The sequence below is a fragment of the Pseudomonas sp. AD21 genome, from assembly GCF_002878485.1.
GTDB lineage: Bacteria > Pseudomonadota > Gammaproteobacteria > Pseudomonadales > Pseudomonadaceae > Aquipseudomonas.
Window position 1 is genome coordinate 6,605 of record NZ_NQYG01000058.1, and the last position, 14,300, is coordinate 20,904.

General features: G+C 64.1%; 2 protein-coding genes (1 of these 2 cut by a window edge). Both read left to right on the forward strand.

Annotation, left to right across the window (positions count from 1 at the left end):
• Positions 1–12,321 carry a non-ribosomal peptide synthetase gene (locus tag PseAD21_RS23980; protein ID WP_102358286.1) on the forward strand — a complete coding sequence of 4,107 codons (12,321 nt, stop codon included), beginning with the start codon at positions 1–3 and terminating at the stop codon, positions 12,319–12,321.
• Positions 12,321–14,300: the beginning of a non-ribosomal peptide synthetase gene (locus tag PseAD21_RS23985; protein ID WP_102358287.1), read on the forward strand. Its footprint extends 13,017 nt past the window's final position; 1,980 of the gene's 14,997 nt are visible here — the first part of the coding sequence; it begins with the start codon at positions 12,321–12,323; its stop codon lies off the right edge, out of view. Before PseAD21_RS23980 ends, PseAD21_RS23985 begins: the two co-directional genes overlap by 1 nt.

The window sequence follows — 14,300 nt, forward strand, 5'->3', positions numbered from 1 at the left end:
ATGAATGCTGAAGACTCCTTGAAACTTGCTCGCCGGTTTATCGGGTTGCCCCTGGAAAAGCGCCAGATGTTCCTCGCGGCCCTGCAAAAGGAGGGCGTGGATTTCGCGCGTTTCCCGATACCTGCCGGCATCGAAGCCGAGGATCGTCAGGCGCTGTCTTACGCACAGCGACGCATGTGGTTCTTGTGGCAGCTTGATCCGCAGAGCGGCGCCTACAATCTGCCCGGCGCGGTGCGGCTCAACGGTCGACTGAACCTGGTGGCACTGGAGCAAGCCTTCGCCAGCCTGGTGGCGCGTCACGAAACCTTGCGTACGGTGTTCCAGCGCCAGGCCGATGACAGCCTGCTGCAAGTGCCGGCCACGGCGCCGTTGGTGATTACCCGGGAGGACTTCAGCGCACTGTCGGCCAGTGAGCGCGAACAGGCGGTGATTCACGCGGCCGAACAGCAGTCGGTGCTGCCATTTGATCTGGCGGTCGGCCCGTTGTTGCGCGTCACCTTGCTCAAGCTCGCCGAGCAGGAACACGTGCTGCTGCTGACCCTGCACCACATCGTGTCCGATGGCTGGTCGATGAACGTCTTGATCGACGAATTCATTCGCTGCTACGACGCCTTCGACGCAGGGCAGGCGCCGCAATTGCCGCCACTGCCGATCCAGTACAGCGACTATGCGCTGTGGCAACGGCGCTGGCTGGAAGCCGGTGAGCAGGCGCGCCAGCTCGATTACTGGCAGGCGCAACTCGGCGACGAGCACCCGGTGCTGGAGCTGCCACTGGATCATTCGCGCCCGGCGATGCCGAGCTATCGCGGCACCCGTTACGAGTTCGCGGTCGACGGCCAACTGGCCGAGCAACTGCGCAGCACTGCGCAACAGCATCAGGTCACCGTGTTCATGCTCCTGCTCGGTGCCTTCAATGCGCTGCTGCACCGTTATACCGGGCAGACCGACCTGCGCGTCGGCGTGCCGATCGCCAACCGCAATCGCGGCGAGATCGAGGGCCTGATCGGTTTCTTCGTCAACACCCAGGTGCTGCGCACGCAGCTGCACGGCCAGACCCGGGTCGACCAACTGCTGCGCGCGATCAGGGAAACCGCGCTGGGTGCCCAGGCCCATCAGGATCTGCCGTTCGAGCAACTGGTCGAGGCCCTGAAGCTGGAGCGCAGCCTCAGCCACACGCCGCTGTTCCAGGTGATGTACAACCATCAGCCGCAAGTGGCCGATATCGCCACGATCAGCACCGCATCCGGCCTGCTGCTCGACAGCCTCGACTGGCAGAGCCGCACCACCCAGTTCGACCTGACGCTGGACACCTGGGAGAAGGGCGGCAAGCTGCACGCCGCACTGACCTACGCCAGCGACCTGTTCGATGCACCGACCATCGAGCGCATGGCGCGGCACTGGCTGCGCCTGTTGTCTGCGATGGTCGCTGATCAGTCGCAGCGGATCGGTGAGTTGCCGCTGCTGGAGGCGGACGAGCAGCACACGCTGGTGCATGCCTGGAACAACGTCCACGCGCAGTACCCGAGCGACACGCCGATTCATCAACTGATCGAAGCGCAGGTCGCGCGTACGCCGCAGGCACCGGCACTGGTGTTCGGCGAGCAGACCCTGAGTTACGCCGAACTGGATGCCCGAGCCAATCGCCTGGCGCATCTGCTGCGCGAACAGGGTGTGCAGGCGGACAGTCTGGTCGGCGTTTGCGCCCTGCGTTCGGTGGAAATGGTCGTCGCGCTGCTGGCGATTCTCAAGGCCGGCGGCGCCTACGTGCCGCTGGACCCGGAGTATCCGCAGGAACGCCTGGCCTACATGATCGAGGACAGCGGCATCAGCTTGTTGCTGACGCAACAGGCGCTGCTGGCAACGCTGCCGACTGAGGGCGTGCAGCTCATCACCCTGGACCAGCCAGGTCTGCTCGACAGTTACAGCGACAGCCGTCCCGACGTCAGCGTCGATTCGCTGAACCTGGCCTACGTGATTTACACCTCGGGCTCCACCGGTAAACCCAAGGGCGCCGGCAACAGTCACGCGGCGCTGGTCAACCGTCTGTGCTGGATGCAGGACGCTTATGCGCTGGATGCCAGTGATTCGGTGTTGCAGAAAACCCCGTTCAGTTTCGACGTGTCGGTGTGGGAGTTCTTCTGGCCGCTGCTGACCGGCGCGCGGCTGGTGGTGGCCGCGCCGGGCGCACACCGTGATCCGCTGCAACTGATTGATAGCATCAACCGCCACGGCATCAGCACGCTGCACTTCGTGCCGTCGATGCTGCAGGCGTTCATCCACGAGACGGGCGTGGAAAGCTGCAGCGGTCTCAAGCGCATTGTCTGCAGCGGTGAAGCATTGCCGCTGGATGCACAGCTGCAAGTCTTCGCCAAACTGCCGAACGCCGGCCTCTACAACTTGTACGGCCCCACCGAGGCGGCCATCGACGTCACCCACTGGACCTGTGTCGATGAAGGCGCGGACAGCGTGCCGATCGGCCGGCCAATCGCCAATCTGCGCACCCTGGTGTTGGATGCCGAGTTGCTGCCGGTACCGAGCGGCGTGGCCGGTGAACTGTATCTGGGCGGCGCCGGGCTGGCGCGCAGTTATCACCAGCGCCCGGCGCTGACGGCCGAACGTTTTGTGCCGTGCCCGTTCCATGACGGCGCGCGCCTGTACCGCACCGGCGACCGTGTGCGTCAGCGCGCCGACGGGGTGATCGAATACCTCGGTCGTCTCGACCACCAGGTGAAGTTGCGCGGCCTGCGCATCGAGCTGGGTGAAATCGAGACCCGCCTGATGCAGCACTCGCTGGTGCGTGAGGCGGTGGTGCTGGTGCAAGGCGGCAAGCATCTGGTGGCTTATCTGGTCCTGGAAAACCCGCAGGCAGACGAACAGTGGCAGCAGGACGTCAAGGCGTGGCTGCTCGGCAGCCTGCCGGAGTTCATGGTGCCGACCTACCTGATCACCCTCGACAAATTGCCGGTCACCGCCAACGGCAAACTCGACCGCAAGGCATTGCCGCAACCGGATGCCGCGCCACAACAGGCGTTCGTGGCGCCACAGGATGCAATGCAGAAAGCCCTCGCGGCGATCTGGGAAGCTGTGCTCGGCCTCGAACGCGTCGGCCTCGAGGACAACTTCTTCGAGCTGGGCGGCGATTCGATCATTTCGATTCAAGTGGTCAGCCGTGCGCGGCAGGCCGGGATCCGTATCAGCCCGCGTGACCTGTTCCAGTACCAGACCGTGCGCAGTCTGGCGCTGGTCGCGAGCCACGATAATCTTTCCTCGGTGGATCAGGGGGCGGTGACCGGCGACGCCGTGCTCGGGCCGATCCAGCAAGATTTCTTCAGCCGGGCCATGCCGGTGCGTGAGCACTGGAACCAATCGTTGCTGCTGACCCCGCGTGAGGCATTGCACGCGCAGTGGCTCGATGCCGCGCTGACGCACCTGATCAATCACCACGACGCCTTGCGTCTGCGCTTTGTCGAGAGTGCCGAAGGCTGGCAGCAAAGCCACGGCCCGCTGCTGGCAGGCGCTGAGCTGTGGCAACGCGACGCCGAGTCTGCCGAGCAGTTGAATGCGCTGTGCAACGAAGCTCAGCACAGCCTCGACCTGCAAAACGGCCCGTTGCTACGTGCCTTGCTGGTGAACTTGGCCGACGGCTCGCAACGACTGGCGCTGATCATTCATCACCTGGCGGTCGATGGTGTTTCCTGGCGGGTGCTGCTGGAAGATCTGCAGCAAGCTTACGAGCAACTCGCGGCGGGTGGCGGTATTCAGTTGCCGGCCAAGACCACCGCGTTCCAGAGCTGGACCGCGCGTCTGGCGAATGAAGCGTCGCGCTTCGATGACCAATTGGGCTATTGGAAAGCCCAGCATCAGGGCGCCAAGGATCTGCCGTGCGACCGTGCCGATGGCAGCCTGCACAACCTGCATGGCGAGAAAATCGAATGGCGCCTCGACACCGAGCGTACCCGCCAGTTGCTGCAACAGGCACCTGCTGCGTACCGCACGCAGGTCAATGATCTGTTGCTCACCGCACTGGCGCGCACCATCAGCGGCTGGAGCCAGCAGCCGGGCACGCTGATCGAACTGGAAGGGCATGGCCGCGAAGACCTGTTCGATGGCATCGACCTGACCCGCACCGTGGGCTGGTTCACCAGCCTGTTCGCGGTCAACCTGACGGCCCGTGATGATCTCGACGGGTCAATCAAGACGATCAAGGAGCAACTGCGCGCAGTGCCGGACAAAGGTCTGGGTTACGGCGTGCTACGGCATCTGGCCGCGCCGTCGGTACGGGCCGAACTGGCCGCGTTGCCGCAGCCGCGCATCACCTTCAACTATCTGGGCCAGTTCGACCGCCAGTTCGACGAGGCGGCGCTGTTCGTGCCGTCCGTCGAAACCAGCGGTGTGGCGCAGGACCCGGCGGCGCCTTTGGGCAACTGGCTGACCGTGGAAGGTCAGGTATACGGCGGCGAGCTGTCGATGAGCTGGGGCTTCAGCCGCGAAATGTTCGACAGTGCCACGGTGCAGCAACTGGTCGATCAATACGCCATTGAACTGCAGGCGCTGATCGAACACTGCTGCACCTTGGCAACTGCGCAGGCGACGCCGTCGGACTTCCCGCTGGCCCGCGTGACCCAGGCGCAACTGGATGCGCTGCCGGTGCCGGCCGGTCAGCTGGATGATGTCTATCCACTGTCGCCGATGCAGCAGGGTTTGCTGTTCCACACCCTCTACGAACAAGCCGCGGGTGAGTACATCAACCAGTTGCGCGTTGACGTGCAAGGCCTTGACCCTGAGCGGTTCCGCGCTGCCTGGCAGGCCACCGTCGATGCGCAGGACATTCTGCGCAGCGGGTTCGTCTGGCAGGGCGAACTGGCGCAGCCGCTGCAGATCGTCCACAAGCAGGTGCAATTGCCGTTCACCACGCTGGACTGGCGTCAGCGTGACGATCAGCCGGCAGCCCTCGCGGCGTTGGCCGATGCCGAGCGCCAGCAAGGATTTGACCTGAGCAATGCTCCGTTGCTGCGTCTGGTGCTGGTGCAAACCGCTGCCGAGCAATGGCACCTGATCTACACCCATCATCACATTCTGATGGACGGCTGGAGCAACTCGCAGCTGCTTGGCGAAGTGTTGCAGCGCTACAGCGGTCGCACGCCGGCCAATGGCGGCGGACGTTACCGCGATTACATCGCCTGGCTGCAACGCCAGGACACTCAACTCAGTCAGGACTTCTGGAACGGTCAGTTGGCCGCGCTGCAAGAGCCGACCCGACTGGCTCGCGCGGCTACGGGCGGTGAACGCGACAGCGGCCACGGCGACCATTACCTGACACTGGACGTGCCGCGCACCCAAGCACTGGAAGCGTTTGCCCGGCAGCAGAAAGTTACCGTCAACACCCTCGTGCAAGCCGCGTGGCTGCTGTTGCTGCAACGCTACACCGGTCATGACGCGGTGGCGTTCGGTGCGACCGTGGCCGGGCGTCCGGCGGATCTGCCGGGCATCGAGCAGCAAGTCGGCCTGTTCATCAACACTTTGCCGGTCATCGGCGTGCCGCGTCCGGACCAAAGCGTTGGCCAATGGCTGCAAGCGGTACAGGCGCCAAACCTCAGCCTGCGCGACTTCGAACACACGCCGCTGGCAGACATCCAGCGCTGGGCCGGGCAGGGCGGTGAAGCGCTGTTCGACAACATTCTGGTGTTCGAAAACTACCCGATTGCCCAGGCGCTGAGCCAGGCCGGGCAAGGCCTGACATTCGGTGATGTCGGCAACCTTGAACAGACCCACTACGCCCTGAGCGTGGCGGTCACCCTCGGTCAGCAACTGGCGCTGCACTACAGCTTCGACCGCAGCCAGTTTGCCGGTGAAGTGATCGAAGGCATCAGTGCCCACCTGCTGCAATTGCTTGAGCAGTTTGCGCTGTCGGCCGAGCGCAACCTTGGTGAAATCGCTCTGGCCAGTGCGCAAGAGCATGCCCGCCAGCAAGCTGAAAACCATCCGCAGCCGTACCCGGTGAACATCGCTGTGCATCAGCGCATTGCCGCGCTGGCGGCCGAACGTCCGCAGCGCACAGCGGTGATTTTCAACGGTCAGCACTTCAGTTATGGCGAGATCGAGCAGCGTGCCAATCAACTGGCCCACGCGCTGATCGCCCGTGGCGTCGGCGCCGAGACCCGGGTGGGGGTGGCCCTGCCGCGCAGCGAAGCGGTGATCGTCGCGCTGTTGGCGGTGCTCAAGGCCGGCGGTGCCTATGTGCCGCTGGACACCAGTTACCCGCGTGAACGCCTGGCCTATCTGATCGAGGATTCGGGGCTGGCGCTGTTGCTCTGCGATTCATCGGTGTCGGCGCAATTGCCGGTGGCCGAGTCGGTGCCGTTGCTGGAACTGGATCGTCTCGACCTGCGCGAGTTGCCGATCAAGGCGCCACAGGTGCAACTCGATCCGCACAACCTCGCGTACGTGATCTACACCTCCGGTTCCACCGGTAATCCGAAAGGCGTCAGCGTTGCCCACGGCCCGTTGGCGATGCATTGCCAGGCCATCGGTCAGCGCTACGAAATGCGCGACAGCGACTGCGAATTCCACTTCATGTCGTTCGCCTTCGACGGCGCCCACGAACGCTGGCTGACCAGTCTGACTCACGGTGCTTCGCTGCTGATTCGTGACGACACGCTGTGGACGCCGGAGCAGACCTGCAACGCCATGATCGAACACGGAGTGACCGTCGTCGCATTCCCGCCGGTGTACCTGCAACAACTGGCCGAACACGCCGAGCGTGTCGGCAACCCGCCGAAAGTGCGGATCTATTGCTTCGGCGGCGATGCGGTGCCGAACGCCAGTTTCGAGCGGGTCAAACGCGCGCTGGACCCGGACTACATCATCAATGGTTACGGCCCGACCGAAACCGTGGTCACTCCGCTGATCTGGAAGGCCGGTCGCGAGGTGCCATGCGGCGCCGCCTACGCGCCGATCGGCAGCCGTATCGGCGACCGCAGCGCCTATGTACTCGACGCCGATCTGAACCTGTTGCCGCAAGGCATGGCCGGTGAGTTGTACCTCGGTGGTACCGGTCTGGCTCGGGGTTATCTGAACCGTCCGGGGCTGACCGCCGAGCGCTTTGTCGCCGACCCGTTCAGCGCGCACGGCGGCTTGCTCTATCGCACGGGCGACCTGGTGCGCCAGCGCGTCGACGGCACGTTCGACTATCTGGATCGCATCGACAATCAGGTGAAAATCCGCGGTTTCCGTATCGAGTTGGGCGAAGTCGAAGCGGCGCTGCAAGCCCTCGACGGCGTGCGTGAAGCGGTGGTCGTGGCGCAGGAAGGCAGCGCCGGCAGTGGCAAGCGTCTGGTGGCGTACGTGGTCGGCGATTCGGCCCGTGCCGACTTCACCGAAGACCTGCGCGCGCAGCTCAAGGCCAGCTTGCCGGCGCACATGGTGCCGGCGTATGTCCTGCGTCTGGAGCGCATGCCGCTGACGCCGAACGGCAAGCTCGATCGCAAGAACCTGCCGAAACCGGACGTCAGCCAACTGCAACAGGCCTACGTCGCGCCACAGACTGCGCTGCAGCAGCAACTGGCGGCGATTTGGCAAGACGTGCTCAAACTTGAGCAAGTCGGCGTCAGCGATAACTTCTTCGAGCTGGGCGGCGACTCGATCATCTCGATTCAGGTGGTCAGCCGGGCCCGTCAGGCCGGGATTCGCTTCACGCCTAAAGACCTGTTCCAGCACCAGACCATTCAGGCACTGGCCGCAGTCGCGCAGACCGGCGAGGCGGTGCAGCCAATCGATCAGCAAGCGCAAGCCGGCGAAACCGCGCTGCTGCCGATTCATCAGGCATTTTTCGCCGAGGCGATTCCCGACCGTCACCACTGGAACCAGTCGGTGATGCTCAAGCCGATGCAGGCGTTGGACGCTCAGGTACTGGAGCAAGCGCTGGATGCGTTGGTCGTTCAGCACGACAGTTTGCGTCTGGACTTTGTCGAGCAGGCTGCGGGTTGGTCGGCGCACTACCGCGACGTCGACACCCAAGCGGGGGAAACCATCCTTTGGCAGGTCGAGGTCGCTGACCTCGCAGCCCTTGAAACGCTGGGCGACAAGGCTCAGCGCAGCCTGCAACTGAGCGGCGGTTCGCTGATCCGTGCGGTGCTGGCGAACCTGGCTGATGGCAGTCAGCGCCTGCTGCTGATCGTCCATCACCTGGTGGTCGATGGCGTGTCGTGGCGGATTCTGTTCGAAGATCTGCACAACGCCTATCGCCAGCTCCTCGCAGGTAAGCCCGTGCAATTGCCGGCGAAAACCAGTGCGGTCAAAGCTTGGGCGGCTGCGTTGCAGGACTACGCCACCACGCCTGCATTGCAGGCCGAACTGGGCTTCTGGCAGCAGCAGTTGCAGGGCGCTTCGGCGGCCTTGCCTTACGACCATCCGAACGGTGGGCAGCAACACGATCAGGCGCTGACGATCCGTAGCAAACTGGACAAGGCCCTGACCCGTCAACTCTTGCAGGATGCGCCACAGGCTTATCGTACGCAGGTCAACGACCTGTTGCTGACCGCGCTGGCGCGGGTGCTGGTGCGCTGGACCGGGGACGACAATGCACTGGTGTTGCTTGAGGGCCATGGTCGTGAAGACCTGTTCGAACACCTCGACCTGACCCGCACAGTGGGCTGGTTCACCAGCGTATTCCCGGCTCGGCTGGCACCGGCCGCCGAACTCGGCGCGTCGCTCAAGCAGATCAAGGAACAGCTGCGGGCGATCCCCAACAAAGGCATCGGCTTCGGCGCGCTCGCACACCTTGGTGATGAGCCGGCGCGTGCCACCCTGCAAGCCTTGCCGGCGCCGCGCCTGACCTTCAACTACCTCGGCCAGTTCGACGGCAGTTTCGACGCCGCCAGCGACGCCTTGTTCGTGCCGACCGGCGAGTCCGGCGGCGCAGAGGTCAATATGCAAGGCCCGCTGGGCAACCCGCTGGCGCTCAACGGCAAGGTCTTCGGCGGCGAGCTGGACCTGAGCTGGACCTACAGCGGCGCGATGTTCGACGCCGCCACCATCCAGCGACTGGCCGACGACTATCTGCAGGAACTGACTGCACTGATCGGTCACTGTTGCGACAGTGCCAACCGTGGTGTGACGCCGTCGGACTTCCCGCTGGCGCAACTGTCGCAAGCGCAACTGGATGCGCTGGTGCTTGAGCCGCAAGGCATCGATGACATCTACCCGCTGTCGCCGATGCAGCAGGGCATGCTTTTCCATACCCTGCTCGAACATGGCAATGGCGACTACATCAACCAGATGCGTCTGGACGTCGAGGGCGTCGAGCCGCAGCGCTTCCGCGCCGCGTGGCAAGCGGTGGTGGATGCCCACGACATTCTGCGTACCGGGTTCTTCTGGCAGGGTGACCTGCCGCAACCGGTGCAAGTGGTGCAACGTCAGGTCGAGGTGCCGTTCAGCGTGCTCGACTGGCACGGCAGGACTGATCTTGATGCCGCCCTGCAAACCCTCGCCGATGAGGAGCGCGCACTGGGTCTGGACCTGAGCTGCGCGCCGCTGATGCGTCTGGTGCTGGTGCGCACCGCAGCCGATCGTCATCACTTGATCTACACCAACCATCACATCCTGATGGACGGCTGGAGCAGCGCGCAGTTGCTCGGCGAAGTGTTGCAGCACTACAGCGGCGAAGCGGTCGCCCGTGGCGCGGGTCGCTACCGTGATTACATCGCTTGGCTGCAGCGTCAGGATGGCGCGGCGGCTGAAGCCTACTGGCTGGCGACGCTGGGCAATCTGCAAGAACCGACGCGCCTGGCCAATGCCATCGCGCGGCCGCACGCCGGTTTGCCGAGCGTGGGTTATGGCGATCATTACCAGGTGCTGGACGCCAAGCTGAGCCAGCGCCTGGGCGAGTTTGCCCGGGCCGCGAAAGTCACCGTCAACACCGTGGTGCAAGCGGCGTGGCTACTGCTGTTGCAGCGCTATACCGGTAAGGATTGCGTGGCGTTCGGCGCCACCGTCGCCGGGCGCCCGGCGGATCTGCCGGGTGCCGAGGCGCAGATCGGCCTGTTCATCAACACGCTGCCGGTGGTTGCCGCGCCGCCCGCGCAGCAGAGCGTGGTCGCCTGGCTGCAAGCGGTGCAGGCGCAGAACCTCGCCTCGCGTGAGTTTGAACACACGCCGCTGGCGGACATTCAGCGCTGGGCCGGGCAGGGCGGTGACGCGCTGTTCGACAGCCTGATGGTGTTCGAGAACTACCCGATTGGCGAAGCACTGGAGCGCGGTGCACCGCAAGGTCTGCGCTTCGGCGCGGTGGCCAATCAGGAGCAGACCAACTATCCGCTGACCCTGCTGGTCAACATGGGCACGCAACTGTCGGTGCATTTCAGTTATCAGCGTGACAGCTTCGCGTCGGCCAGCGTGGCGCAGTTGGGCGCGCACCTGCAGCGTCTGCTGAGCCAGATGGCGGATGCCGGCGAGCGCACGCTGAGCGAGCTGAACCTGATCGAACACAGCCCGCAGGTGAACAGCGATTTCGCCACCGAGTGGTGCATCCATCAGGCCATCGCCCATCAAGTGGCGGCAACTCCGGATGCCTTGGCGGTGACCTTCGTCGATACACAACTGACCTACGCCGAACTGGACGCGCAGGCCAACCGTCTGGCGCACAAACTGGTTGAGCTGGGTGTCGGCCCGGAAGTGCGAGTGGGCGTGGCGATGCCGCGTTCCGAGCAGTTGCTGGTCGCCTTGCTCGCGGTGCTCAAGGCCGGTGGCGCCTATGTGCCGCTGGACCCGGACTACCCGGCGGATCGCGTCGCTTACATGCTGGAAGACAGCCGGGCGCGGGTGCTGCTCACCGAGCAGGCTGTTGCCACGACCCTGAGCGTGCCGGGCGATACGCAAGTGCTGCTGTTGGATCAGCTGTCGCTGAGCGGTTATTCGGCTGTCACACCACACACCAACGTGCAGCCAGACAACCTCGCTTACGTGATCTACACCTCCGGTTCTACCGGCAAACCAAAGGGCGTGGCGATTGCCCATCGCAACGTCATGGCGCTGATCGACTGGTCGGCCAAGGTCTACAGCCGCGATGACATTCAAGGCGTGTTGGCCTCGACTTCGGTGTGCTTCGACCTGTCGGTGTGGGAGCTGTTTGTCACCTTGGCCAACGGTGGCTCGCTGATCATCGCGCGCAATGCACTGGAGCTGCCGCAACTGCCGGCCCGCGACCAGGTGCGCCTGATCAATACCGTGCCGTCGGCGATTGCCGCACTGCAGCGCACCGGGCAGATTCCGCCGGGCGTGCGCATCATCAACCTGGCGGGTGAACCGCTGAAACAAGCCCTGGTGGAGGCGCTGTATCAATCGTCGACCGTCGAGCACGTCTACGACCTGTACGGCCCGTCGGAAGACACCACTTACTCGACCTGGACCCGCCGCAGTGCCGGTGGTCAGGCGCGGATCGGGCGTGCCCTCGATCACAGCGTCAGTCATTTGCTCGACGCCGATCTGCAAGCGGTGCCGCATGGGGTGTCGGCAGAGCTGTACCTGTCCGGCGCTGGCATCACGCGCGGTTATCTGGGCCGTGCGGCGATGACCGCCGAGCGCTTCGTGCCGAATCCTTTCGTCGACAACGGCGAGCGCATGTACCGCACCGGCGACCTGATTCGTGAGCGCGAAGCGGGCGAACTGGAGTACATGGGCCGCATCGACCATCAGGTGAAAATTCGTGGATTCCGCATCGAACTGGGGGAGATCGAGGCGCGATTGCTCGCGCAACCGGCAGTCACCGAAGCGGCGGTGCTGGCCGTCGAAAGCGACACCGGCGCGCAACTGGTGGCGTATGTGGTCGCTCCGCAACTGGACATGCACGACGGCGACGCGCAGCGCCAACTGCGCGACGGACTAAAGACTGGCCTCAAGTCTTCGTTACCTGACTACATGATTCCCGCGCACCTGCTGTTCCTTGAGCAGTTGCCACTGACCCCCAACGGCAAACTCGACCGCAAGGCCCTGCCGGCGGTCGATGCCAGCCAGATGCAGGCCGCCTATGTCGCGCCGCACAGTGAGCTTGAGCAGCAGGTCGCGGCGATTTGGCAGCAAGTGCTCGAAGTGCAACGCATCGGTCTCAACGATCACTTCTTCGAACTCGGCGGGCACTCGCTGCTGGCGGTCAACGTGGTGTCGCGCATGGCCCTTGAACTGGGCCTGACGCTGACCCCGCAACTGTTATTCCAGCACCCCGTCCTGAGCGACTTTGTCGCTCGACTCGATACAGGAGGCGGGGCAATCAACGAACAGAAACTGAGCAAGCTGGAAGCCCTGCTTGACGATATGGAGGAAGTCTGATGGACAAGAGTGTTGCTTTGAGGGTAGCCAAGCGCTTTATCACTCTGCCGCTGGACAAACGTAAGCTGTACCTGGAAAAGATGCTCGAAGAGGGTGTCTCTCCGGCTAACCTGCCGATCCCGGAAACACGCTCCGGGTTTGCGGCGATTCCTCTGTCGTACGCTCAGGAACGTCAACTGTTCCTCTGGCAAATGGACCCGCACAGCACCGCGTATCACATCCCCAGCGCCTTGCGTCTCAAGGGGCGGCTGGATGCGCCAGCGCTGGAACGCAGCTTCAATGCGGTGGCGGCGCGCCATGAAAGCCTGCGCACCACTTTCGCTGAGCAGGGTGAAAGCTTTTGCCAGGTGATTCACCCGCAGTTGCCGCTGACCATCACCTTGGCATCGCTGCCGGCGGGCCTCGATGCCACCGGTGAAGACGCCGCGATCAAGGCGTTCGTCGAAAGCGAAACGACGCGCCCGTTCAATTTGCAGCAGGGCCCGCTGCTGCGGGTGGCGCTGCTCAACGTCGCGGATGACGATCATGTGCTGGTGCTGATCCAGCACCACATCATCTCTGATGGCTGGTCGATCAAAGTCCTGGTCAACGAGCTGATCCAGCATTACGCCGCCGAGACCGCCGGGCAGCCGCTGAGCCTGCCGGAGCTGGAGGTGCAATACGCCGACTACGCGATCTGGCAGCGGCACTGGCTGGAAGCGGGCGAGCGTGAGCGCCAGTTGGCCTACTGGGTCAAGACCCTGGGCGGCGAGCAGCCGGTGCTGGAGCTGCCGATCGATTTCCCGCGCCCGGCGGTGCAAAGCCTGCGCGGTGCGCGGCTGGAACTGAACCTGCCGGCAGACCTCGGTGACGCCCTCAAACAACTGGCGCAGCGCGAAGGTGCGAGCCTGTTCATGCTGTTGCTGGCGTCGTTCCAGGCGTTGCTGCATCGCTACAGCGGTCAGGCGCAGATTCGCGTCGGGGTGCCGACGGCCAACCGCAACCGGGTCGAGACCGAAGGCCTGATCGGCTTCTTCGTCAACACTCAAGTGCTGAATGCCGAGGTCAGCGGGCAACTGCCGTTCAACCAGTTGCTGGCTCAGGTCAAGCAGGCGGCGATGGCCGCGCAGGCGCATCAGGATCTGCCGTTCGAGCAACTGATCGAAGCCCTGCAACCTGAGCGCAGCCTGAGCCACAGCCCGGTGTTCCAGGTGATGTTCAACCACCAGACCAGCCGTGATCAGGGGCGCAGCGCGGCGCAGTTGCCGCAGCTGAGTGTCGAGGATGTGCAGTGGGAAGGGCGCACCGCGCAGTTCGACCTGACGCTCAATACCTACGAATCCAGCGACGGCTTTGCCGCCGAGCTGACCTACGCCACCGATCTTTTCAAAGCTGAAACCGTCGAGCGCCTGGCGCGTCACTGGCAGAACCTGCTGCGCGGCATCGTCGCCGCACCGAGCCAGCGCGTCGGCGAATTGCCGTTGCTGGAAAGCGCCGAACACGGCGTGCTGTTGCAGGACTGGTTGCGCATCGCCGAGCGCACTGCGCAAGCCGAATGCGTGCAGCAGGATTTCTCCAGGCGTGCGCAGCAAACACCGCAGGCCACTGCACTGATCATCGGCGAAGACGTGCTCAGCTACGGCGAGCTGGATGAGCGCTCCAGTCAACTGGCGCACAAGCTGATCGAGGCCGGTGTCGGCCCGGATCAACGGGTCGGCATCGCCGTCGAGCGCAGCGTGGAAATGATCGTCGGCCTGCTGGCGATCCTCAAGGCCGGTGGTGCTTATGTGCCGCTGGACCCGGCGTATCCGCAAGATCGCCTGGCCTACATGATCGAGGACAGCGGCCTGCAATTGCTGCTGACCCAGAGCCATTTGCAGGCGCAGCTGCCGATTCCGGCGGGCGTGCAAAGCCTGTTGCTCGATCAACCTCACGACTGGCTGGCGGCTTATCCACCGACCGCGCCGGACGTTGCCGTCAACGGTGAGCATCTGGCGTAC

Bases quoted from the DNA above. Each gene is read 5' to 3' on its own strand.
- PseAD21_RS23980 (WP_102358286.1), top strand. From the start codon at position 1: ATGAATGCTGAAGACTCCTTGAAACTTGCTCGCCGGTTTATCGGGTTG.